This window comes from Actinomadura scrupuli (genome assembly GCF_050971785.1).
Classification (GTDB): Bacteria; Actinomycetota; Actinomycetes; order Streptosporangiales; family Streptosporangiaceae; genus Actinomadura_E; species Actinomadura_E scrupuli.
This window is the reverse complement of record NZ_JBPCCU010000001.1, coordinates 1561108-1583178: the sequence shown is the minus strand read 5'-3', so window position 1 is coordinate 1583178 and position 22071 is coordinate 1561108. Positions and strand designations below refer to the sequence as shown.

The 22071-nt window shown below is 72.7% G+C and carries 15 protein-coding genes; 8 read left to right on the top strand and 7 right to left on the bottom strand.

Annotation, left to right across the window (positions count from 1 at the left end; genetic code table 11):
• The first annotated feature begins 214 nt into the window (after positions 1-214).
• The 4 genes from ACRYCC_RS07200 (at position 215) to ACRYCC_RS07185 (ending at position 6881) form a co-directional block, all read left to right on the top strand.
• Positions 215-1201 (top strand): AAA family ATPase, encoded by a 987-nt coding sequence (locus ACRYCC_RS07200; protein WP_433809788.1) that lies wholly within the window; start codon positions 215-217, stop codon positions 1199-1201.
• A 38-nt stretch (positions 1202-1239) separates the two neighbouring features.
• On the top strand, positions 1240-2373 hold the full coding sequence (locus ACRYCC_RS07195; RefSeq protein WP_433809787.1) for a DUF58 domain-containing protein: 1134 nt from the start codon (positions 1240-1242) through the stop codon (positions 2371-2373).
• The gene (locus ACRYCC_RS07190) at positions 2370-4676 is read left to right on the top strand and encodes a transglutaminase TgpA family protein (RefSeq protein WP_433809786.1); all 2307 of its coding nucleotides are present in this window, start codon (positions 2370-2372) and stop codon (positions 4674-4676) included. The genes ACRYCC_RS07195 and ACRYCC_RS07190 overlap by 4 nt, the downstream gene beginning before the upstream one ends.
• A gap of 72 nt (positions 4677-4748) precedes the next feature.
• A complete protein-coding gene (locus ACRYCC_RS07185; RefSeq protein WP_433809785.1) occupies positions 4749-6881 on the top strand; it encodes a hypothetical protein in 2133 nt (710 codons plus the stop codon).
• A gap of 7 nt (positions 6882-6888) precedes the next feature.
• On the opposite strand, the gene ACRYCC_RS07180 is transcribed toward ACRYCC_RS07185, so the two are convergent.
• Positions 6889-8622 carry a serine/threonine-protein kinase gene (locus tag ACRYCC_RS07180; protein WP_433809784.1) on the bottom strand — a complete coding sequence of 578 codons (1734 nt, stop codon included), beginning with the start codon at positions 8620-8622 and terminating at the stop codon, positions 6889-6891.
• Between the two features lie 117 nt (positions 8623-8739).
• Complete coding sequence (locus tag ACRYCC_RS07175) at positions 8740-9072, bottom strand: hypothetical protein (protein WP_433809783.1); 333 nt, start codon at positions 9070-9072, stop codon at positions 8740-8742.
• Positions 9073-9269: 197 nt separating this feature from the next.
• On the opposite strand from ACRYCC_RS07175, the gene ACRYCC_RS07170 reads away from it, so the two are divergent.
• Positions 9270-10871, top strand: coding sequence for a class I adenylate-forming enzyme family protein (locus ACRYCC_RS07170; protein WP_433809782.1), 1602 nt, complete (start codon positions 9270-9272; stop codon positions 10869-10871).
• 108 nt (positions 10872-10979) lie between these two features.
• Here the strand turns inward: ACRYCC_RS07170 and ACRYCC_RS07165 are convergent, their stop codons facing one another.
• Entirely contained in the window at positions 10980-12059 is a 1080-nt protein-coding gene (locus ACRYCC_RS07165; protein WP_433809781.1) for a hypothetical protein, read from the bottom strand.
• 65 nt (positions 12060-12124) lie between these two features.
• Between ACRYCC_RS07165 and ACRYCC_RS07160 the strand changes: the two genes are divergently transcribed.
• A complete protein-coding gene (locus tag ACRYCC_RS07160; protein WP_433809780.1) occupies positions 12125-14656 on the top strand; it encodes a LuxR C-terminal-related transcriptional regulator in 2532 nt (843 codons plus the stop codon).
• 9 nt (positions 14657-14665) lie between these two features.
• Here ACRYCC_RS07160 and ACRYCC_RS07155 read toward each other — a convergent pair whose 3' ends face one another.
• The 3 genes from ACRYCC_RS07155 to ACRYCC_RS07145 all read right to left on the bottom strand — a co-directional run bounded on the left by ACRYCC_RS07155 (position 14666) and on the right by ACRYCC_RS07145 (position 17464).
• Entirely contained in the window at positions 14666-15181 is a 516-nt protein-coding gene (locus ACRYCC_RS07155; RefSeq protein ID WP_433809779.1) for a DedA family protein, read from the bottom strand.
• 159 nt (positions 15182-15340) lie between these two features.
• Positions 15341-16564, bottom strand: a complete 1224-nt coding sequence (locus ACRYCC_RS07150) for a PucR-like N-terminal domain-containing protein (protein ID WP_433809778.1) — start codon at positions 16562-16564, stop codon at positions 15341-15343.
• Positions 16565-16771: 207 nt separating this feature from the next.
• Positions 16772-17464, bottom strand: coding sequence for a TetR/AcrR family transcriptional regulator (locus ACRYCC_RS07145; protein WP_433809777.1), 693 nt, complete (start codon positions 17462-17464; stop codon positions 16772-16774).
• Positions 17465-17621: 157 nt separating this feature from the next.
• Between ACRYCC_RS07145 and ACRYCC_RS07140 the strand changes: the two genes are divergently transcribed.
• Both ACRYCC_RS07140 and ACRYCC_RS07135 read left to right on the top strand, forming a co-directional pair.
• Complete coding sequence (locus tag ACRYCC_RS07140) at positions 17622-18764, top strand: aromatic ring-hydroxylating oxygenase subunit alpha (protein ID WP_433809776.1); 1143 nt, start codon at positions 17622-17624, stop codon at positions 18762-18764.
• Positions 18765-19194: 430 nt separating this feature from the next.
• Positions 19195-20529, top strand: coding sequence for a CE1 family esterase (locus tag ACRYCC_RS07135; RefSeq protein ID WP_433809775.1), 1335 nt, complete (start codon positions 19195-19197; stop codon positions 20527-20529).
• A gap of 235 nt (positions 20530-20764) precedes the next feature.
• On the opposite strand, the gene ACRYCC_RS07130 is transcribed toward ACRYCC_RS07135, so the two are convergent.
• A complete protein-coding gene (locus tag ACRYCC_RS07130; protein ID WP_433809774.1) occupies positions 20765-21979 on the bottom strand; it encodes a serine/threonine-protein kinase in 1215 nt (404 codons plus the stop codon).
• Positions 21980-22071: the final 92 nt, after the last annotated feature.

Below are 22071 nucleotides of genomic sequence, written 5' to 3'. Positions count from 1 at the left end.
TCGGTGGTCAGGGCAAAGCAACGGGAGAACAGCACCGGCCGCCCGTTCCAGAAGGCGCTCCATCGGCCTTGATTCCCGTGTTGCGTCACCGCTTCAGGCCCGGACGGTACCCCCACGAATCCATGCCGGGTGCGTATCATTCCCCGGACATGGCGTGCCCGGTTTCCGGCGTTTGTTCGAGTACGGCGGCTGTAAGCCTGGAGAGAACGTTCACGTGACAGAGATTCACCCGGCACCCGACGCCGATGCGCTGGGCAAGCGGTTCGCGCAGATGTTCCATGCCCTCGGCAGCAACATCGAGCAGGTCATCCGCGGCAAGCGAGACAAGATCGAGCTCGCGCTGATCTGCCTGTTCAGCGAGGGACATCTGCTGATCGAGGATGTGCCGGGCGTGGGCAAGACGACCCTGGCACGCAGCATCTCCGCCTCCGTCGAAGCGCGGTGGAACCGGATCCAGTTCACCCCCGACCTGATGCCCAGCGACGTCACCGGGGTCTCCATCTTCAACCAGGGCGGCAACGCCTTCGAGTTCCACCCCGGCCCGATCTTCGCGAACATCGTGGTCGCCGACGAGATCAACCGTGGCTCGCCCAAGACCCAGTCGGCGCTCCTGGAGGTCATGGAGGAACGCAGGGTCACTACCGACGGCCGGACGCACGAGGTGCCGAGGCCGTTCATGGTGATCGCCACCCAGAACCCCGTCGACATGGACGGCACGTACCCGCTGCCCGAGGCCCAGCTGGACAGGTTCCTGATGCGGATCTCGATGGGCTACCCGGACCACGCCTCGGAGATCGCGGTCCTCGCGGGGATGCCGACCGGCGCGATGCTGGACCAGATGCCGCCGCTCACGGGCCATGACGACGTCGCCCGCATGATCGAGTTCGCCACGCGGATCCATGTGGCGGGGCCGATCTACGACTACCTGGTGCGCGTGGTCTCCACCACCCGGGGCCACCCGGATCTGCGGCTCGGCGCCAGCCCTCGGGCGAGCCTCGCGCTGTTGCGCGCCGCCCAGGTGCGCGCCGCCGCGGCCGGGCGGTCGTACGTGCTGCCCGAGGACGTCAAGGCACTCGCCGTCCCGGTGATCGCACATCGCCTGATCGTCACCCCCGAAGCGGAGCTGCGTGGGCACGGCGCCGCCGACGTGGTCGCGGAGGCGCTCTCCAGCGTCCCGGTCCCGCAGGCCATGGGAGTCTGAGTGATCGCCCGACCTGGCCTCCCGCCGCGGCCGGGTGGATGCTGACGCCGCTGGGCCGGGGCACGGCCGTCGCCTCGGTGGTGCTGTACGCGGCGGGCTGGTGGCTGGGGTACACCGAACCTGCCGTCCTGGCGCTCGCCGGCGTCTTCGCCGTGTCGGGGGCCGTGCTGTGGACGCTGCCGGCACCGAGGCTCGAGGTGAGCCGGGAGATCGCACCGCTCAAGGTGGCGCGGGGCGATCCGGCCGTCGGGGTGCTGCACGTCACCAACGTGGGGCGGGCCCTCCGTGCCGGCCTGGTCGCCACCGACGCCGCGGGCTCGACGAGCGTCGCGGTCGCGCTCCCGCGGCTGCGGTCGCGCGGGAAGCGCATGGTGACCTACCGACTGCCGACGGATCGGCGCGGCGTGATCCCGGTCGGCCCGTTGCGCCTGATCCGCACCGACCCGCTGAGCCTCGCGCGCCGGGTGCGCGAGTACGGCACGCCGCAGACGCTGCTGGTCCACCCTCGTACGGTCACTCTCCCGCTGATGCCCTCGGGCCGGGCGCACCATCTGGAAGGGCCGACCAGCGACAGGGCGCCGGCGGGCACGGCCACCTTCCACGCGCTCCGTGAGTACGTCATCGGTGACGACCTGCGTCATGTCCACTGGAAGTCCACCGCCCGCACCGGGACGCTCATGGTCCGCCAGCTCGTGGACGCGAGCCTGCCCAGCACGAGCGTCGTGCTCGAGACCAGACCCGGTGCCTACGACGACCCCGAGGACTTCGAGTTGGCCGTCGAGGCCGCCGCGTCCGTCGCGGTCGGGGCCTGCGCCGCGAACTTCCCGGTGCGCGTCCTCGCCGGGCCGGGTCCTTTGGCGGAGACGCGGGGCGGCCCGGCCGACACCGAGACCGTACTCGACCGGCTGGCGAGGTCGGCTCTGGAGGAAGGGTCCGAATCCGCCGTCGACGTCGCCCTGCGAGTCCGCGCGGGCGGCTCCCTCGTCGTGGTCACCCCGGTGGGCGCCGACCTCAGCCGGATCACGGCCGCGCGCCACCGGTTCGAACGGGTGGTGTGCCTGCGCATCAGGCCGGACGGGCCCGCACCCGTGCTGCCCGGCGTCACGCTGATCGACGTCACCGACCTCGACGCGCTGGCGGCGGCATGGCAGCGGGCGAGGAGGAGCCCATGACCCGGCCGGCCGTGAGCGCGCGACCGCGGCCGCCCGAGGCGGGCGAGGCCGAAGGCACCGGCCCGCGGGGACAGACGGTGGTCCGGCGCTACGCGTCCCTGCTCGTCACGGCCGCACTGGCGGCGGTCGCGGGACTGGCCTTCCACCGGGTCTTCGGCTGGGACGCCGTCGTGCCCGTGGTGGGGGTCGCGTCGGTCGTCCCCACTGTGCTGGCGGCCCTGTTGTCGGGCCCGCGAGCCGGACGGCCGTGGCCGCTGTGGATCTCGATGGTCCTCAGCGTCCTCGCGTGGGTGGCGACCGTCTGCCTCACGCTGTTCCGCGACAGGCTCGGTGACGGAACCCTGCCGCGGGTGATCGGGACGGGGCTGCGCGACTCGTCCAAGGCGATTCTCACCACGCTGCTGCCGGTGCCCCCCAGACCCGAGCTGCTCGTCCTGGTCCACGTACTGGTATGGCTGGCGGGGTTCGCCGGTGCCGAGATCGCGTTGCGCACGTCCCAGCGCGCCGGCCCCTGTGTCCCCGCGCTGGCGGTCTTCGCGACCGCCCTGCTGCTGGGCGTCGGCGGCCCCGGCTCGAACGTGCCGCTCGCCGCCGCGACCGTGATCCTCATCGTCGTCCTGGTGCTGCTGCGGTCCGGGGCGGAGGGCCGGGGGGCGCTGTTGCGCCGGTTCGCGCTCGGAGTGCCCATCGCCGCCGCGCTCGGTGCCCTGGCCCTCGTGGCCGCGCCGTACCTGCCGGTCTCCGGCGAGCCGTACGATCCCCGCGAGCAGGTGCAGGCACCGCCGCCGCAGCAGCGCGACAGCGTCAGCCCGCTCGACCGGGTGGGCGCCTGGCTGCTCAGCCCCGACCAGGTCCTGTTCACGGTGCGGCCGGAGCGGACGACGGGGCGGCCGCGGGAGGAGCAGACGGAGGACTGGCGGCTGGCGGTGCTCGACCGCTTCGACGGGGTGACGTGGACGTCGGGCGCCAGGTTCGTGCCGACCGGCAGCCGGGTACCGCCGGCCGCCGACACCGGTGCCCGCCGCGACACCGGCGAGCAGATCACCGTCCAGGACCTGCCCGGCATCTGGGTGCCGGCCGCCGACCGCCCGCGGACCGTCGAGGGGCTGCCGGTGCTGATCGACCCGGTCGGGGGGACGCTGACCGCCACCCGGCCCCTGCGGCCCGGCCAGACCTACCAGGTGATCTCGTCGGTCCGGCAGTGGAACGTCGACGAGCTGAACACGGCCACGCCGGCCGCCGACCCCGAGGCGAAGGCCGCGCTGGACCTGCCGAACGGACCCGGCGCCGACCGGGCACCGCCGCAGCTGCCGGAGTTCAGCGCGCTCGCCCGGCAGGCCACCCGGGACGCGAGCACGCCCGTGGAGCAGGCCGCCGCGCTCGCCCAGTGGCTGCGGACCTACGCGAAGTACGACGTGACCGCGCCGCCCGGCCACAACTACCGCCAGCTCGACTACTTCCTCGGTGAGGGGCGGCGCGGCACCTCCGAGCACTTCGCCACCGCGTACGCGGTGCTCGCCCGTACGCTCGGGCTGCCCACCCGCGTCGTGGTGGGCTTCCGGCGGGGCCACGCGGCCGGCGCCGTCACGGAGGTCCGCTCCGGCGACGTGATGGTGTGGCCGGAGGTCAAGTTCGCCCGGCTCGGCTGGGTGCCGTTCTTCCCCACGCCCGAGCGGGCCGGCAGGTCGAAGGCCGACGACTCCGTCGCGGCGGGAGACACCCTGCAGAAGCTCGAACAGGCCCAGCGGAACGCGGCCGGCCGGCGTCGCGGCGCCGGCCCGGAGAAGAGCGGGCCGGCGCGGCCCGCGCCGGTCGAGACCGCGAAGGCCGCTCCCACTCCGTGGTGGGTGTACGCGCTGGTGACACTGGGAGTGCTGATCGTGGCGTACGTGGCCGCGACCCTGACCGCGCCGGCGCTGCGCAGGCGTGGTCGCCGCCGGGGCGCCACGCCCGCGGCCCTGATCGCCGGAGCGTGGCAGCAGACCCTGGAGCACCTGGCCGACGTGGGGCTTTCCAGCGCCCGTACGCTCACGGCCGACGAGGTCGCGCGCTTCGGTGGCCGCGGCGTCGGCGACCAGGCCTTGCAGCACCTGCGGCCGCTGGCCGACCTGGTCAACTGGGCCGACTTCGGCGACACCCCGCCCGGTCCGGGACCGGCCGAGGAGGCATGGCGGCACAGCGACGCGGTCGGCAGGCTCGTCACCGCCAGGTCCGGCCGGACCCGGCGGCTGGGACGGCGTCTGCATCCCCGTTCGCTTCGGAAGGGCAGCGGCAACGAACGTCGGAAATCAGTAGATCTATAGGTGTTTGGCACTAGGGTGACCAGCGCGTCGGGTGTGCCCACCTGAACCGTTGGCGGCGAGAGGTGATGAGCTGTGCAGGGGGCCGGTGTCGCACGTTCGATCTTCAGGCGGGACCGGCTGACCGGCCAGCTCGCCATCGGCCTGGTCGGCGTGCTCTGTGTGGGAGCGGTGGTATTCGGCGTCGGCCTGGCCAGCGCCAAGTACCAGGTCTCGAACGTCGGTGCCTGGCTGAGTGCGACCGGCAAGGGCACGCTCGTGCACGCCAACGGCATGGCCGGCAAGGTCGACGGCAAGGTCCGGCTCCCCGGGACGATGTACGGCCATGACATCAAGATCGTGCAGGACGGCAGCACGATCCTGATCATCGACCAGCAGACCGGCGTGGTCAGCCGCGTGGACCCCGCCCAGCTCAACCTGACGAAGAGCACCAGCGCTTTCGCGGCCACCGGCCTGCAGATCGTCACCGGGAAGGGCGCCGCGTACGCCATCGACCCGGCCAAGGCCACGGTGCAGCAGATCGACCCGGTGACGCTGTCCGCCATGGACGGCCCCGCCACCCTCACCGCACCGCTCGGGCAGGCCGCGATCGACGGAAGGGGAACCCTCTGGGTGCCGGTCCCGGCCGGTGGGCAGGTGGTCCCGTTCCAGGCGGGCCACCAGGCTCCCCCGGTGACCGTGGGCAAGCCCAAGGACGCCCTCGCGATCACCATCGCCGCCGGCGTGCCGATCGTCACCAACTCGACCGCGGCGACCGCGATGGTCCTGGATCCGTCGGGCAAGCGGCTCACGCTGGCGCTGCCGTCCACGGTGCGGCAGGAGCGGCGGGGCGGAGTGCTGTTCCCGGCGGCGACCGAGGGACAGATCGTGCCGCTGCTGGCCAGGGCGACCGGCTCGCTCGTGCTGCTCGACACCGGCAGCGGGCGGCACTCCACCGTGTCGCTGAAGTTCCCCAAGCACCACTACGGGCCGCCGCAGATCCTCGGCTCGAAGATCTACATCCCGGACCAGACCGCCGGATCGCTGATCGTCTACGACTCCGCGACCAACGCCTTCGACACCCAGATCGTCGTCGGCGGCAGGCCCGGTCCGCTGGAGGTCTTCGTCTCGGGAAACCTCCTGTGGGCCAACGACCCGCACGGCCGGCGCGCCGTCGTCCTGGACACGTCCGGGGCGGTCAAGCAGATCAGCAAGTACGACGAGAAGGTGCCCGGCGGCCCGCGCCGCCCGATCCCGACACAGGGCCGGCCGGGGAACCAGGGGACTCCCGCGGGCAACGGCGGGAAGACCCCCGTGTCGCCTCAGGTGCCGCAGTCGCCGCAGCCGACCAGGACCCCCGAGCCGTGGGAGCCCCCCGCACCCCCGTCGAACCTCAGGACCGCCGGGGACGCCGGCTCCATGACCGTGGAGTTCCAGCCGTCGATCGGGGGCAAGCCCACGGAGTACGTCCTCAAGGACGTGCCCGCGGGGATGACGGTGACTCCCCCGAGCATCGCGGCGGGTGAGACGCCGACCTTCCGGGTCGAGGGCGGCAGGTGCGGGCGGGAGTACCGCTTCCGGGTCGCGGTGCGGTACCAGGACCGCAGCGGCCGGCCCGCCGAGGTGGCGTCGGCCCAGAGCGGGCCGGCCATGCCCTGCGTGCCGCCCGGTGCGCCGCGCAGCGTCCAGGCGGTCGCGGAGTCCGCCGGGGCGAGGGTCACCTGGGCGGCTCCGCTGGGCTCGGGGAGCGCGCCGGTCACCTACCGGGTGAGCTGGACCGGGCCCACCACCGGGGCGAGGACCGGGCTCACCGGCACGTCGGTCTCGCTGAACGAGGTGTGGCGGAACGGGCAGTACACCTTCACGGTGACCTCGGCCAACGGCGCGGGCGCCGGGCAGGAGGCGCAGACCGGCGCACATCTCGTCGGGCCGTCCCGGCAGTACGCGATCCAGCACAACGGCAGCGGGTCCAAGGCCTATGTCCGGGTGAGCCCGGACACCAGCAGCGCGATAGCCGGGACCATCGTCGACAACGGGCACACGCTCACGGTGAACTGCCAGAAGATGGGCGCGTACTTCGACCGCGGGGTGGGGGACAACTTCAAGGGATCGCTGTACGACCACATCTCCTACAACGGCTTCAGCGGCTACATGGTCGGCTACCTGGTGGCCACGCCGAAGAATCCCTGGCAGGAGTACGCGGGCCCGCCTCTGTGGGTGTGCGAGTAGGGCTCGCTCACCGGACCCTGCCGCATCGGGTCCCGGACCAGGCGATGGTCGGCGGGCTTCCCGGAGCCAGCAGCGCGCCGACCCGGAAGCAGTACTTCCCGTGTGGCTTCAGCCCGCCGACGGTGAGGGCGCGCCCGCCCGTGCCCGCCGAGGTGACGGGCCTCCGGCCCAGCGGGGACCGCTGCACGATGATCGGCAGTCGCCGGGCGCCGGGCGGCAGGGTCCAGCTGACCCGCGCCGAGGTGCCCGTCATCACCAGGCGGACGTTACGGGGAGCGGCGGCCTTGATCTGCCGCGGGGTGAGTGACCGGACGACGGGCGGCGTGCCGCCGGCCTGCCCGGTGGGCGCGACCGGCGTGGCCGGCGTGGTGGCGGACGGGACCACCCGCGGGTCGTCGCCGCCGCGCGAGCCGCCGGACGAGGCGGCCCCCGCGATGCCGATGCTCAGCCCGCCGACGAGGGCGACCGCGCACGCCACCAGCAGCCCCCGCCTCCGGCCGGTCGAGCCGGGCGGGCCGGTCAGGCCGGGCGGGCCGGTCGGGCCGAGCTCGCCGGCCGGGCCGGTGGGCTGCTGATCCGTGGGCGGCGAGGTCACCCGGGTGTCGGCGTAGGTGCTCTCGGGTCGCCACTGGTGCGGATGCGGCGACCCGGGCGGGGCGGGCGCAGCGGGGTCCGGGGCGATCGGCGCGGACGGCGGGATCCTGGCCGTCGGCGCCTCGGCCTCCGCGCCGGGCACGCCCTCGGTCTGCGCGCCGGCGTCCGGCGGTACGGTCGCGGCCCGCGCGACCGGCTCCGGATGCCGTACCGGCGTCACGGAGGCGGGCGGGGGCGCCACGGCGATCGGCGGCTGGAACCCGCCGCCGGGAGGCCCCGGGGCGGGCGGGACGAACACGCCGCCGCTGTGCGCCAGCTCGGTGACGGGCAGCCCCAGCTCACCCTGCAGTTGCCGCAGCCGCTGTGCGAAGGCCACCGCGCTCGGAAACCGCTGCTCCGGCACCTTGGCCATGACCTGCCCGATGACGTCGAACACCGGCCTGGGCACGTCGTCACGGGGGATCATCGGCAGCGGTTCGCCCAGGATGCGCAGCATCAGCTGGGCGATGCCCTCGTTCTGCCGGGCCCTGAAGGCCGGCCACCCGGCGAGCAGCTGGTAGAGCGTCGAGCCGAGCGAGTACAGATCCGAGCTGACCCCGGGCGGCCTGCCCTCCAGCACCTCGGGTGCGGCGTGGTGGGGGGTGAAGGCGTTGGTGTGCGGGGTCTCGAGGGAGTCCACCAGCCGGGCGATGCCGAAGTCGGCCAGTGCGGGCTCGCCGTACCGCGACATGAGGATGTTCTGCGGCTTGACGTCGCGGTGCAGCACATCGGTCTCGTGGGTCGCGGCGAGCGCACCGGCCATCTTCACGCCGATGCGCAGCACCTCCGGCAGCGGCAGCGGCCCCTCACGCAGCAGCCGGTCGGTGAGGGAGCCGTGCTCGAAGTACTCCATCGCGATGTACGGGCGACCGGACCGGGTCGTGCCGGTGTCCAGGACCGTCACCACGTTGGGATGGCCGGTGAGCCGCCCGGTGATCTTGCACTCCCGCTGGAACCGGCGCATCGGCGCCTTGTCGATGGCACTGATCGACAGCACCTTCAGCGCGACCTGGCGATCCAGGCGTTCCTGATAGGCGAGGTAGACGACGCTGAATCCACCTTCGCCGATCTGCTTCAGGACACGGTAACCGGGGACGTCCTCGCTCATATGGCCCTTCTGCGTCGGGACGGGAGGTCCAAGAAAACCACAGCGCGCACCGTGGGCGGGTTGCTCGTGCCCCGGGGCACCGAAGCAACAGTGTTCCGTACATCATCGATGCCGTCTTCATCGATCCTCTCGGCACTTCAGGAGTATCGCGCGCGCCAGCGACACCGACTGGACGACCAGGCCGATCCCCGTCGTCACCAGGTCGCCCAGGGACTTCAGCCACGGCGGGTCATGGAGCACGTAGCCGAGATTGAAGATCAGCCCGGCGACCAGCGAGAGATCGAGCAGGCCGAGCACCCGGGAGGTCTCGTCGGTCAGGAACGGCAGCGCGTCCCAGCCCGGGCGGACGTTGAGCGCGTACAACAGTGCCGCGCCGATGCCGGCGGCAATGAGGTAGCCGACCCGTCGCGCTGTATTGGACCGGTGACCGGCCGACACGTCGCTTGCCATCGTGGCCTCCAACCCCTGGCCTCACGACCACGGTAGGGCCCGGCGAGCCGGCCGGATTCAGGGGCGAAGGTCGGCGACCTCGGCGAGATGGTCCCGCTCGGCGGCCCGGGCATGGGAGCTCCGGCCATGGCGATGGCGGTCTTGGTGTGTCCTCCCGCCATGGTCACGGCAGTTGACTCTGTCTAGCGTCCCGTGCCATGGATGCCCGTGTCCCGGTCGACGATTTCCGCCCGCGCTGGTCGAGCTTCGCCGGTTTCCTGCGCTCCCGTACCGACGATGACGCCCCGTACCTCACCGAGTTGCACCACGCCCGCGGCACCCGCCGGCAGTGGAGCGTCCGTGCCTGGCGGAGCCGGGTCGAGGCGACCGCGGCCTGGCTGCGCACGCAGGGCATCGGCGAGGGTGACGCGGTGGCGACCCTGGCCGGCAACACCGCCGAGGCGCTCGCCGTCGCGTACGCCTGCTGGCTGCTGGGCGCGTGCTGCGTGCCGCTCAACGCCCAGGAGCCCGCCGCACGCCGGCGGTTCGTGCTGCTCGACGCGCAGGCGAAGCTGCTGGTGTACGCGCCGGAGTTCGACGAGGACGCGACCGGCCTGGCGCCGGCGGCCGGCGTGCCCCTGCGCCGCACCGACGTGATCCCGGACGACGCGGCAGCAGAACTCGACGGCGCGGCCGACGGGCTCGAACGGCCCGCGTTGCGGCTGTACAGCAGCGGCACCACGGGCGAGCCCAAGGGCATCATCACCACCGTCGGCAACCTGCTCACCGACCTCGACGCGATCGCCACCGTCTTCGGCTGGAACAGCGCGAGCCGCGTCTACACGGTTCTGCCGGTCCATCACGCCAACGCGCTGGTCATCTCCAGCCTGCTGCCCTGGCTGACCGGCGCGTCGACCGTCCTCGCCGACCGGTTCCGTACCGACGCGTTCTGGCGCGATGTCATCGCCGAGGAGGCGACCACGGCCAGCCTCGTGCCGACGCTGCTGGAGTTCCTCCTGGCCGGCGAGGGCACGGCGCCGGACCGGTTCACCGAGGTCCTCTGCGGAGCCGGTCCGCTGTCGGTGGAGACGGCGCTGGGCTTCGAGGATCGCTTCGGGGTGGCCATCCGCCACATCTACGGCCTGTCGGAGACCACCTGCGTCGCCACCGCGATGCCCGTGCTCTCCGAGGGGGAACGCCGCCACTGGCACGCCGGCTTCGGCTTCCCCAGCGTCGGTGGCGCTGTCCCCCATGCCCGGCTCGGCGTGCTCCACCGGAGCTCCGGCCGGGAGCTGCCGGCCGGAGAACGCGGCGAACTCGCCGTTCGCGGCGCGATCGTCATGCGGGAATACGCAGGTCGTCGCGACGCCACCGCCGAGGCACTGCGCGACGGATGGTTCCATACCGGCGACGAGGGATTCTGGCAGCCCGGCCCGGACGGCCGGCCCACCTACTTCATCACCGGAAGGATCAAGGAGCTCATCATCCGTGGCGGGCACAACATCTCACCGTTCGAGATCGACGAGGTGCTGCACAGCCACCCGAAGGTCCGGTTCGCCCTCACGGTGCCGTTCGAGCATCGCGTCTACGGCGACGAGATCGCGGCCTACGTCGTGCCGGACGGCCCGCTGAGCGAGGAGGAGGTGCTGGCGTACTGCGCGAGCCGCCTCGACTTCGCCCACCAGCCCAAGGTCGTCGTCTTCGGGGACGACATCCCCTACACCGCCACCGGCAAGGCCAAGCGCCTGGAACTCAAGGACCGCCTCTCCGGGCAGCTGGCCGCCTACCGGGAGGCCCGGTTCCGCCGCCCCTCGCCCTGACCGGAGGCGAGCCCCCGGTCTCGCGGAGTCGCACACCCGAGCCGCCTGCTCCGGCCCGTCCGGAGATCACGATCGGCTCGCCGCCTTGCCGGTCCCGAGCGCGGTCGCCTAGAGGCCGAGGGCGAGGCCCTGGTCGGTCAGGTAGCGGGTGAGGGCCAGGCGGTGGGCGAAGAAGGCGTGCAGGGCCGGAGTGGCGGGCTCGGTCAGGCGCGGGAGGGGGATGGCCGTCCAGAGCGCGCGGAGCACGAGGGCGCCCCGGAAGCCCAGGTGTAGATGAGGGAGGGCGGCCGGGAAGGCGGCGGCGTAGGACTGCCTGATGGTCTCCTGGACGCCCGGCAGGTCGGTGACCTGGAGAAGGCCCGGGTGGGCCCGGCCGACGAGGAGTTGCGCCAGGTCGTTGCCCACGGCGGCGGGGTCGTTGAAACTCCAGTCGACGGCGACGAACTCGGCTGAGCCGTCGGCGGGGATGAGCAGGTTCTGCGGGCAGGCGTCGCCGTGCACCCGGGTGTGCGGCAGGCCGTCCAGGGCGTCGAGGAGGTCGGCCCGGCCTTCGATCAGGGATCGGAGATCTCCGCGGAGACGCTCGTCCGCGTACGGCGCCACCAGGGGGTGCCGCCAGAGGTCGTCGCCCAGCAGCCCGGGGACGGCAGTGGCGGAGACCACGTGCTCGCAGAAGAAGCGCAGGCCGGTGTTGAGCGGCGCGGGTCCGGTCACCGGGCGCATCGCCGCCAGTGCGCCGAGGAGGTACGCGGCCCGGGCGTACCGGTCGAGATCCCACTTCGCGCCGGGAGCCTCCGCGACGTCCTCCAGCCACATGATCAGCCGGTCGTCGCCGAGGTCGTCGAGGCGGTACAGGCGAGGGAGGCGCATCCCGTCGGGAAGCGGCTCCGCCGCCAGGTAGACGTCCACGTCCGCCCGCCAGGGGTAACTCTCGATCAGTGCGGCGCGCAGGTGCCCGGGCAGCATCGCGAGGGCGGGCGCGTGCCGTACGGAGTGAACGGACTTCACGAAGAACGACCAGGGCACACCGTCCGTGGTGACGCCCCGTACGCGGTGCAGGGCCTCGGTCGAGAAGGCGCCCGGCCCGGTGCCCACCGGTTCCACACGCTGCTCGGCGATCTCGGCCGTGGGGTCGCCGAGTAGCTCGCGGACGAGATCCGTCAGGCCGGTGGCCGTGAATGCGCTCATGTCACCACCGTGATCGCGAGCGATGAGCCTGGCATGAGTCGGACGTACTCAAATATCCTCTCCGCATGTCCAGCCGCTGGCCGTTCGCCGGCCGCAGTGACCAGCTCACGGTGATCCGCGCGGCCGGGCGGGGCGTCGTCGTGCTCGGCCCGGCGGGGGCGGGAAAGAGCCGGCTGATCGCCGAAGCCGTCAAGGACCTGACCGGGGTGGCCTGGGTACGTGCCACCGAGGCGACCGCCGAGCTGCCGTTCGGCGCGTTCGCCCACCTGCTGCCCGACTCGCGGCCGGACGGCAACCCGCTGAGATGGGCTGCCGCGGCGATCGACGCGCAGGTCTTGGTCGTGGACGATGCGCACCTGCTGGATCCCTGGTCCGCCGGGCTCGTCCAGCACCTGGCACTGCACGGGTCCGTACGGCTGCTGGTGACCGTACGGAGCGGAAGGCGGCCGCCGGACACGGTGGTGGCGCTGTGGAAGGACGAGCTGCTCGCCCGCCTGGAGGTCGCCCCCCTCACCCAGGCGGAGACCGCGGACCTGCTCGCCCGGGCGCTGCCCGGGCGCATCGAGGCGGGATCGCTCGCCCGGCTCTGGAACACCAGCAAGGGAAATCCGCTCTACCTGCGCGAGCTGGTGCTGTCCGGTGTCCTGCGCGACCTCGGCGGCATGTGGCTGTGGCACGGCCCGCTGGAGCTGAGCACCTCGCTGCGCGAGATGATCGCCGCCCGGATCGGCGACCTGACCGGCGACGAGCGCGAGGTGCTGGAGTACCTCGCGTTCGGCGAGCCGCTGGGCGCCGACCTGCTCGCGTCGATGTGCTCCATGACGGCCACCGAGCGGCTGGAGGAGCGGCAGCTCGTCACCGTCCAGGCGAGCGGGCGGCGGCTGGAGGCACGGCTCGCGCATCCGCTTTACGGCGAGGTCATCCGCGAGTGGTGCGGCGGCCTGCGGACCCGGACGGTGCTGCGCGGCCTCGCCGCCGCCGTCGCGGGCACCGGCCTGCGGCGCCGTGCGGACGTCCTGCGGGTCGCGGTCTGGCGGCTCGACGCCGGTAGCGCGGACGATCCGGACCTGCTCCTCCAGGCCTGCGCGAAGGCCCGGGGAATGCGGGACCTGACGCTGGCCGAGCGGCTGGCCAGGGCGGCGGCCGCGGCAGGCGGTGGGCCACCGGCCCTGCTGGCCCTCGCCGGCGCGCTGACCTACATGGACCGCGGCGAGGAGGCGGAGGAGGCCTTCCGCACCGCACTGCGAGCCGACCTCGATGCCGACACCCGGTTCGAGGGGGCCACCATGCGCGCCATCAACCTGGCCTGGGTGCTGGGCCGTACCGGCGAGGCGCTGGCCGTCCTCGCCGAGGCCGAGCGGCTCGCGCCCGCCCCGCGGCTCCGGCAGGTGCTGCGCTGCTTCGCGGGCAGCGTCGCCGCGCTCAGCGGAGACCTCGAGGCCGTCGAGGCGAACCTTGCGGAGATCCGGCGGCAGGGCCCGGCCGACGAACGCGTGCGCGGCACGCTGACGTCCACGGAGGCCACGCTGCTGACCATCACCGGCCGTACGGACGCCGCCCTCGAACGGGTCGACCGCGCCCTGACCATGATCACCAGAAGGGCGGACGCGATGCCGAGCATCACGGCCGCGTTGCTCGACGCCGGAATGACCGCCTCGATCGTCGCCGGGGACCTGCCGCGGGCGGACCGGTACCTCGACCGGGCCTACGGGCCGGGCGGCCAGTTCGGGCTCTGGGACCGGGCGTCCCTCCAGTTCGGCGCGCGCAAGGCCCAGCTTCATCGGTTACGCGGCCGGCTGCTGGACGCCGTGCGGGTCTGTGAGGAGGGCGCCGCCCGGTCGCCGGGGCGGAGCACGTTCGCCGGCCCGTGCTTCGGCGAGCTCGCGCACGCTCACGCGCTGCGCGGCGACCCCGACGGCGCCTCGGCGGTGCTGGCCCGGGCGCGGGCGCAGGTGGTTCCCGTCGGACCGCTGGCCACCTACCCGCTGCACCTCGCCGAGGTCTGGACCGCCGCCGCCCGGGGTGATCTCGACCGGGCCGTGGAGCTGGCGCTGGAGGTGGCCGACAGCCCGTACGTCTGCTTCTCGTTGTTCGCGTCGCACGACGTCGTGCGGCTCGGCCGTCCGGAGCTCGTCGTGTCCCGCCTGACGGACCTCGCCGACCGCGGTCCGCTCGCCGCGCTCTTCGCCCGGCACGCCGCCGCCCGCGGCCCCAAGGAGCTGGCAGAGATCTCCACGGCTTTCGAGCACGAGGGCATGCTGCTGTACGCGGCCGAGGCGGCGGCCATGGCGGCCGCCCTGTATCGCGCGGACGAACTGGCCAGGAACGCCCGGGCGGCGGAGACCCGCGCGTCGAACCTGGCGCGAGCCTGCCAGGGCGCCCGCACCCCGGCGCTCGTCGGCCTCTCCCTCCCCGGCCTCACACCGAGGCAGCGCGAGATCGCGCTGCTCGCGGCCCAGGGCCTGACCAACCGCCAGATCGCCGACCGGCTCGTCGTCTCGATCCGTACCGTCGCCAACACCCTCTACACCGTGTACGCGCGGACAGGCGCCGCCGACCGCACCGAGCTGGCCCGCCTCATCGACGCGCCCCCGTGAAACGGGAGTTCAGAAAGGTCCGCCGGTGCCGAGGGTGAATCCGACCAGAATGAAGGTCGGCGCCCACAGCGCGCTGCTCAGCACGGACCACAGCAGGTAGCGGCGCAGCGGAACGCCGTGCATGCCGCACAGGGTGGGCACCAGGGTGCGCAACACGACGATGAACCGGCCGACGAGCACCGCCCGGCCGCCGTGCCTCTCGATCATCGCGATCGCCCTGGCGGTCTGCGCGGGGCGCCGCAGCCGCGCCGGCATCCGGGCCAGCAGCCGGTCGTGCCAGCGCCGCCCGGCGAAGTACCCGGCCGCGTTGCCGAGCACCGCCCCGGTCACCGCGGCCGCCAGGGCCGCCGGGAGCGGCACCCGCTCATGCCAGGCGAGCACGCCGCCCGCCACCACCGCGGTCTGCCCCGGCATCAGGATGCCGAGCACCGGCAGCCCCGCCTCCAGCGCGGGCAGGAGCAGCACCATGGCCAGCGCACCCCAGCCGCCGAAGACCAGGGCGTGATCGGCAAGCCATGTGGTCATGTTCCCCCGCTTTTCCTGCCGCTCCCGGATCTTTCCGGATCTTTCGGCCTGGCCGTAAGTCAACCGGCCGGGGCACGACGAGCGCAGGACAGCAGGCAGGAGTCCTGGGGTGGGGCAGGCACCACCTCCCACGGTGGGCCTGGCCGGAGGAGGCCGCCGCTAACGCTCGTCCGCTCGTCGCTCCGCCAGCAGCAGGAGACGGGCCTGGAGCGCCAGGCTCATCTCGTATCTCCAGGCCGGGTCGTGCAGGCGGTCGCCGAACATCTCCTGGAGCCTGCGCATCCGGTACCGGACGGTCTGCGGATGGACGCAGAGCCGCGCGGCCACGTCGGGGAGGGAGGCGCCGGTGGTGAGCCAGGTGAGGAGGGTCTCCGAGAGGCGGTCGAACTGGTCGGCGCTGAGCTCGTCGAACTCGGCCAGGCGCCGCCGGGACAGGAGGCTCAGCAGATCTTCGTTGCTCAGCAGGAGCAGGGTGAAAAGGTGATCTTCACAGCGCAGGTGGCCGCCGCTTCCGATGATCCCGCGGCGCATCAGCGACAGCGCCTGGCGGGCCAGCCGCAGCGACAGCGCGGCGTCCTTCAGCGGCAGGGTGGGGCCGATGGCGAAGTCGGTGTCGCGCAGCGCCCGGCGCAGCATGTCCAGGCGGCCGGGGCCGTCGGCGTCGGGAATGAGCAGGCAGGGGTCGGGACGCTCCAGGTCCATGAGGACGTCGGCGCTCAGCGCCGGCGAGACCAGGTGCCTGGTGTGCCATTGCTCGTCGACGGCCACGCAGGCGGCCGTGGGCGGGAGGCGCCACTGGGCGTCGGAGGCGAGTTCGTGCAGGCTGCTGGGCGCGGCCACGGCGGGATCGGCGATCAGCAGCTCCAGCAGCCGGTGGCGTCGTCGCTGCAGGGTGCCGACGGCGCGGGAACCGAGCTCGGTGTAGGCCTGGACCGAATGCGCCGAGACCTCTTCGATGTAGGCGAACACCGCCTCCGCCAGGACGTACATCCGCTCCGGGGCGATCTCGGCCTTCTTGCCGACGTCGGCGAAGCGCCGCCAGGCGAAACGCGCGCCGATGCGGTAGGCCGCCTGCAGCGCGTCCAGGCTCCGGCCTTCCAGGTACTCGCCCCGCCCCAGCGCCCGGTAGACCCGCACGCCGTACTCCTGGGGAGCCCCCGGGTCGGCGATCTGCTCGACGAACTGACGCAGGCCCTGCTCGACCCCGAGCCTCATGCCCACCGCGAAGTTGCCCTGCAGGGGCCGGGCGAACTCGGGGACACTGAGCCGGATCTCATCGACGATCTCGTCCGCCAGGGACGGCAGCTCTGGGCGCAGGAGTTCCGCGATCTCGGCCAGAAGGCCGGTCTCCTGCCGGATGGGCGTAACGGCATACTCGGTCATATCAGCCTCGATGATCATGTCATGTCGCTGTGACCGCGCCCTTGCCGTAGTGGTTCGGCACCGTGATCCGTCCGGGAACGGGACCCTGGGGCCGCTGCACTACGAGTGCCGTAAAAGTAGCCCCACACCTCTCGTGCGTCAACGGGTCATCGTCAGACCCGCACGGCGACCGCGTAGGCCCTGCCCCGCCGGCCCGCCGGCGCGCCTTCAGGAGCGGGCCGCCCCGGGCACCGGGTCCGCCACCGCGGGCACCGGGTCCGCCACCGCGGACACCGAGTCCGCCACCGGGTCCGCCACCGTGTGCGCCCGGGCGGCGAACGCGGGAACGAACCAGCGGCGCAGGAACGGCCGCGGGTCCCCTGCTGCCTCGGTGCCGCCGGGTTGCGGCAGGAACGAGTGGAGGAGCCGGAGCATGAATTCCGCGAGGTCGTCCAGCCCGGCGCCGGAATAGCCGTGCGCCGCCCAGTCGACCGGAAGCTCCTGAAGCATGGCGCGCGCGAATCCGATGGTGGTGGGCGACAGCAGGTCGGCGCTCAGGCTGGCCGTGCGCCCGCTGGAGATGAGCAGGCCGGCCCCCCGATCGCCGGGCAGTTGCTCGATGGCGAAGGCGAGGACCTCGACCAGGATGTCGGCGGCGTCGTCCAGTCCCGCGACATGCGCGACGAGCCGGTCGAGGAACTCGCCCGCGGCCGCGAGAGAGGTGGCCTTCAGCAGCTCGTCGAGGTTGCGGAAGTAGCGGTAGACGGTCGCCCGGGTGACCCCCAGCTCCCCGGCGACGTCGGTGAGCCCGGTCTTGACCGGGCCGTACCGGTCGACGCAACGAGTCGTCGCCTCGATGATCCGCCGGCGGGCCTCATCGTCGGTCCGCGGCGGATCTCCCCGCCAGCCGTGCGTGCGCATGGGCCCATTCCATCAGAACCCCGATTCCCCCGAACCCGCCTTGACAGTACGTAGATTCAAGCGTTGTACTGTCGTTCTGTCGAGGGACCGATCGCACCTCACCCGCGCCCGGGTGCGCAGGACGTCCTCCGGCAACACAGAGCCCTGAGGAGTGGCCGTGCCCGAGCCCGCCCCCGCGTCCGCCGAGCTGCTTCCCCGTGTTCGCCGGCTGGTCCGGGCACGCTCCACCGACTACGCCGAGAAGACCGTCCGGATCCCGGTCGGTTCCTACCGTGACCCGCACATCCTGGAGGCCGAGCGTGCTCTCGTCCTGCACGCGACGCCCTGGGTGGCGGCGGCCTCCTGCCAGCTTCCGGCGGCCGGCGACTACCTGGTCCGCGAGCTGGCCGACCGGTCGGTCATCGTCGCCCGGGACGCCGGAGGCCGGGTACGGACCCTGGTCAACACCTGCCGGCACCGCGGCGCCCGGGTCGCCGCCGGTGCGGGCTCGGCGACCAGGTTCACCTGCCCGTACCACGCCTGGAGCTACGATCTCGCCGGCACGCTGACCAGCGTGCCCGGCCGCAAGGGCTTCGACGACATCGACTTCGCGGACCACGGCCTGACCGAGCTGCCGACGCAGGAGCGGCACGGCCTGGTGTGGTGCCTGCCCGACGCCCGAGGGCCCCTGGATCTCGACGCCCACCTGGGCACGCTGGACAAGGAGCTGGCCGGCTGGGGGTACGGCGCGTACTGGGCGGCCCCGGTCATGGAGATCGACGTCGCGGCCAACTGGAAGGCCGTGCTCGAGGCGTTCTCCGAGACCTACCACTTCCCGTTCGTGCACCCCGACTCCCTGGTCGGCCAGGGCACCATCGCCAACATCGTCAGCTTCGACGACCTGACCCCGCACCACCGTCTGGGCGTGCCGCTGACCACCGTCCGCGAGCTCCCCGAAGACCTCGGCGCCGAGAAGGGCGAGCACGTCGCGGTCCTGTACTTCGTCTATCCCAACCTCGTCATCGCCAACTCGCCCATCGGCGCCGAGGTCATCGAGGCACGGCCCGTCGACGCCACCCACAGCGTGCTCCGGCACGTCTTCCTCAGCCGGACCGCACCACGCGACTCCGCCGAGGAGCGCGGCATGCTCGACTACGTCGAGCACATCCGGGCCGTGGTGCGCGACGAGGACGGCCCCGTCATGGACAGCGCGGGCGCCGGCCTGGCCACCGCGGCCCACAGCGACGTGCTCATCGGGCGCAACGAACCCGGCTGCCAGAACATCCACCGCCAGATCCAACGGGCCCTCATCCGCGACTGACCCCGCCATTCCGCAATTCTCCGGGGCGGATACCGGAAATCACGCGCCCGGTCACCGCGCATTCCTCCGGCCTTCCGGAAAACGCGGTGACGACACGGCGCATGCCGCGCGAAGCGGGCCATGCATGCCTGGAATCCCAGGTAGATGGGCTCTCACGTCCCCACGGACATTGACCGGGAAACGGTGCGCGTACGGCCGCGTAAAGCGCCCCGAATTGCCGCCGCCCGTGGCGTTCACCGGCTATCACCAAGGCACGAAGAACTGCCAGGGCAATGTGACATACATGCGATGCCGGACCTGGACCGGGCGGCCTAGCCTGTTCCCACGCTGGCCGCGGCCACGCTCCGGGCAGGTGTCAGAGCCCGTTCCGCGGCGGCAGGCCGCCGCCCACCCCTGACGGCGGCACATCCGTGCGAACGGAAGGACCCCCATGACCCCCCACCCCGTACGGCCCCGCACCACGGCCGGCCCGCGGCGCAGACCCCGCCGCCGGGCCACCGGACTGGCCGCCCTCGCCGTCACGGCGGCGTTCACCGGCCTCCCGGGCTCACCACTCGCGCCAACTGCGGCGCACGCCGCCGCCCTGCAGCCGGACCGGGTCACCATCACCGCCGCCGGCAGCCCCGCCTACCGCCTCGACGCCGACGTCACCGGCGGAGGCATCGTGGTGACCGACGCGGTCGCCGACTACAACACCGACAAGGTCCAGGGACAGGCCACCCTGCCCGGCTCCACGGGCGGAAGCGCGACCGCCAACTTCCAGATCACCCGCGGGTCCTTCGGCGGCCTGTCGGGCACCTTCACCCTCCAGGACAACGCCGCCGGCGTGCAGATCTCCGCCAACGTCTCCGGCGGCGTCCAAGCCCCCGCCGACGGCACCGTGACCTGGCAGGGCACCGCCACCGTCCGCCGGGGCACCCAGTCCAGCAACCAGAGCGTGACCTTCACCGTGCAGGACCGCCGCCCCGACCCCGGCAACCACGCCATCCACCTCACCCACGCCGGACAGGCCCGCAAGGCGATCCTGCGGCTGCCGGACAACTACACCGGCGCCCCGCTGCCCACGCTGTTCCACTTCCCCGGCCTGTACGAGACGCCCTCGCTCGCCGAGTTCTTCGGCCGGATGGCCGACCACGCCCAGACCAACGGCTACATCATGATCACGCCCGAGCACTACGGAAGCGGCTGGCAGGGCGTCGCCGGCGGACCCGCCTCCCCCAACGTCGACGACCCCGGCTTCGTCACCGAGCTCCAGGACACCCTCATCCAGCGCTTCAACGCCGACCCCCGGCGGTTGTACGCCTCCGGCATGAGCAACGGCGGGTTCTTCACCAGCAAGATGGCGTGCGACAACAAGCGGTTCGCCGCCTACGCGCCGGTCTCCGGCCAGCTGAACGACAGCGGCGCCTGCCACCCCGGCCGCGACATCCCCATCGCGCTGATCCACGGCGACGGCGACCCCATCGTCTCCTACAACACGGCCCCCACGGCCGCGCAGTTCTGGGCCCGCAACAACGGCTGCCGCACCACCACCACCGACACCGACCTGCCCAACACCCACCCCGAGGACAACACCACCGTCACCCGCCACGACTTCCAGAACTGCCCCGCCGCCGCCCCGGTGATCCTCTACCAGATCAAGGGCGGCGGCCATAACTGGCCCGGCGGCACGCCCTTCCTCGGCCCCTTCCTCGGCGGCACCACCTACGACATCGACGCCAACACCGTCATCTGGAACTTCGTCTCCCAGTTCCAGCTTCCCTGACCGGCCGGCCCACCGAACGACCCCGGCCCACTGACCGACGCCGGCCCTTCTCCGCCAACGGGGCCGGCGTCGCAGCCGGGCCCGCGCCGGCAGGCTCCTTCCCGTGCGGAGCGCGGGCCCGGCTGTCCACCGCACACCCGCACATCCGTACACCCGAGTGAGGAATGGCCGTTCCCGCCGCGAATCGGCCGTGCGCATGCGGTGAAACGCCGGCAGGCGAGCGGCGAGAGCGTCGTCAGCCGCGCCGGGTCGCCTCCCACAGACCGGCGAGCACGACGAGCCCTCCGGCGGCCCAGGCGGTCCACGCCGCGGCGGAGTGGCCGGTGAAGCCGAAGGCCCACGGTGACACGTTGACGAGGACGCCCAGTGCGGTCCGGCCCCACGCGCCGAGCCCGCGGACGCCGAGGACCGAGTACAGACCGGCGAGGGCCATCAGGGGCCCGAGGACGCCGAACGGCAGCCGGGCCTGCGCGGTCTCGTCCGCCCACAGCTCGGGGGCGAGGAACACCAGAAGGCCGCCGACGGCCATGAGCGTCCCCTGCAACCCGAGATCGTAGGGCTCTCGGAGACCCGGCTTCTCCGTCTCCGCGCCCGCGGCGGCGGAGCGCGGGGAGGAATCCGTGGAAGCGGCCGCCCTCCCCAGGAACGGATCGACGGCCGGGGCCGTCAGGCGGCGTTCGGGCTCCTTGCGGAGCAGTCCCTCGATCACCGGTTTCAACGGCCCGGCGCCCGGCGGCACGACGACGTCCTCGGTGAGAACCGCGCCGAACGTCGCCACCGGGTCCTCTCGCTGAAACGGTGACCGACCGTCGACCGCGGTGTACATCAGCACGCCGAGCGCCCACAGATCCGCCGCGGGTGTGGCCCGTGCGCCATGGAGGCGTTCGGGCGCTATGTACGACGGCGACCCGACGACCGCCCCGAACTGGGTCAGCGTCGCCTCACCGATGATGACGGCGATGCCGAAGTCGGTCAGCACCGCCTTGTCACCGTCCAGGAGCAGTACGTTTCCCGGCTTCACGTCCCGGTGCAGGATCCCGACCGAGTGGGCCGCGCTCAACGCCGCCATGACCTGCCGTGCGATCCCCGCGACGCGATGGGGCGGCAGCGGCCCCTCCGTTTCGATGATCTCCTGCAGGGACCTGGCGTGCAGCAGCTCCATCACCACCCAGGGCCGGCCCTCCTCCTCGACGACGTCGTAGATCGTGACCACACCCGGGTGGGAGAGGCGGGCGGCCGACCGGGCCTCCCGCATCGCGCGCTGGTACAGGATCGACTGCTCGTCGGCGCTCAGGCCCGGAGGGGAGAGCACCTCCTTGACCGCCACGTCCCTGCCGAGGGTCTCGTCATGGGCGAGCCAGACGGCGCCCATCCCGCCATGACCCAACCGGGTCCCGAGCCGGTACCGCCGGGCGATGACCCGGTCGCTCTGGGCACTCCGCTCGCGCATTCTCCGATGCTCGCGGACCGCGACCATGCGTGTACGGATATGCCACGATCTGGCCTGTCCAGGCCACACCGGTTTCGGGGCGTGCGCGGACG

What these genes read in the sequence shown, in the direction of transcription:
- ACRYCC_RS07160 (WP_433809780.1), top strand. Translation starts at nt 12,125, where the DNA reads ATGTCCAGCCGCTGGCCGTTCGCCGGCCGCAGTGACCAGCTCACGGTG.
- ACRYCC_RS07190 (WP_433809786.1), top strand. Translation starts at nt 2,370, where the DNA reads ATGACCCGGCCGGCCGTGAGCGCGCGACCGCGGCCGCCCGAGGCGGGC.
- ACRYCC_RS07145 (WP_433809777.1), bottom strand. Translation starts at nt 17,464, where the DNA reads ATGCGCACGCACGGCTGGCGGGGAGATCCGCCGCGGACCGACGATGAG.
- ACRYCC_RS07130 (WP_433809774.1), bottom strand. Translation starts at nt 21,979, where the DNA reads ATGCGCGAGCGGAGTGCCCAGAGCGACCGGGTCATCGCCCGGCGGTAC.
- ACRYCC_RS07195 (WP_433809787.1), top strand. Translation starts at nt 1,240, where the DNA reads ATGCTGACGCCGCTGGGCCGGGGCACGGCCGTCGCCTCGGTGGTGCTG.
- ACRYCC_RS07175 (WP_433809783.1), bottom strand. Translation starts at nt 9,072, where the DNA reads ATGGCAAGCGACGTGTCGGCCGGTCACCGGTCCAATACAGCGCGACGG.
- ACRYCC_RS07180 (WP_433809784.1), bottom strand. Translation starts at nt 8,622, where the DNA reads ATGAGCGAGGACGTCCCCGGTTACCGTGTCCTGAAGCAGATCGGCGAA.
- ACRYCC_RS07170 (WP_433809782.1), top strand. Translation starts at nt 9,270, where the DNA reads ATGGATGCCCGTGTCCCGGTCGACGATTTCCGCCCGCGCTGGTCGAGC.
- ACRYCC_RS07150 (WP_433809778.1), bottom strand. Translation starts at nt 16,564, where the DNA reads ATGACCGAGTATGCCGTTACGCCCATCCGGCAGGAGACCGGCCTTCTG.
- ACRYCC_RS07135 (WP_433809775.1), top strand. Translation starts at nt 19,195, where the DNA reads ATGACCCCCCACCCCGTACGGCCCCGCACCACGGCCGGCCCGCGGCGC.
- ACRYCC_RS07165 (WP_433809781.1), bottom strand. Translation starts at nt 12,059, where the DNA reads ATGAGCGCATTCACGGCCACCGGCCTGACGGATCTCGTCCGCGAGCTA.
- ACRYCC_RS07155 (WP_433809779.1), bottom strand. Translation starts at nt 15,181, where the DNA reads ATGACCACATGGCTTGCCGATCACGCCCTGGTCTTCGGCGGCTGGGGT.